The 1,004-nt window shown below is 63.4% G+C and carries 1 protein-coding gene; it reads right to left on the bottom strand.

The window, feature by feature from the left end; genetic code table 11:
* On the bottom strand, positions 1–871 hold an 871-nt coding region (locus BCD49_RS08670; RefSeq protein WP_241832294.1), incomplete at its 3' end, for an IS256 family transposase.
* Between the last annotated feature and the right edge of the window lie 133 nt (positions 872–1,004).

Below are 1,004 nucleotides of genomic sequence, written 5' to 3'. Positions count from 1 at the left end.
TAGGCGCGGTGTAGATCTCCTTCATGGCCCTGACGACGGCCTTCCGGTCGTTGTAGGAAACGAAACGCATCGCGTTACGGATCACATGGACGACGCACGTCTGCACCACGGTCTCGGGAAAGACCGCGACGACGGCCTCGGGCAGGCCGGTGAGCCCGTCGCAGCACACGATCAACAGGTCCCGCACGCCGCGGTTACGCAGGTCGGCCAAGACCTTCTGCCAGAACTTCGCCCCCTCGGCATCCTGGATCCAGCAGCCCAGCGCGTGCTTGCGCCCGTCGACGTCGACCCCCACGGCCAGGTAGGCGACCTTGGTCGTGACCACGCCGTTGTCCTTGACCCGGATCCGCAGACCGTCCACATACAGGATCGGGTAGACCTCGTCGAGCGGCCGGGACTGCCACGCCTTGATCTCATCGACCACCACCTCGGTGACATTCGAGATCAACTCCCGGGACGCCTGGACCCCGTAGACCTCACCCAGGTGCGCCTCGATGTCACGCGTCGTCATTCCCCGCGAGTACAACGACAGGATCGTGTCATCGAGGTTCCCTATCCGACGGGCACGTTTCGGCACGATCGTCGGCTCGAACGAGCCGTTCCGGTCACGYGGCACCTCGATATCGACCGGCCCGTTACGCGTCGACACCGTCTTCGTGGACATCCCGTTCCTGGAGTTCCCCGTACCGTGACCGGCCGGATCGCCGACCTCGTACCCGAGATGGTCGGTCATCTCGACCTGCAGGGCACGCTCCAGGACCGCCTTCGTCATCCGGTTCAACAAACCGTCGACCCCGTCGACCGGAGTTCCGGTCGCTTTCGCATCCTTCAACAACGCGTCGATCGCATCCGGCGCGAAAGCCTCCGCGATTCTCTGTGCCGCCGCCTCGTCATTTGTCCGAAGCGTTCCACTCTGCGTCATTCGGTGTCCATTTCTGACCTACCCGATCAAGGTAGATCGATCCTGGTCCACCTCCGACTTACACAGTCGTCATGACACGCCC

The sequence above is a fragment of the Pseudofrankia sp. EUN1h genome, assembly GCF_001854645.1.
Taxonomy (GTDB): Bacteria; Actinomycetota; Actinomycetes; order Frankiales; family Frankiaceae; genus Pseudofrankia; species Pseudofrankia saprophytica.
Note: the sequence above shows the minus strand (reverse complement) of the source record. Positions and strands in the feature narration are given on the sequence as shown.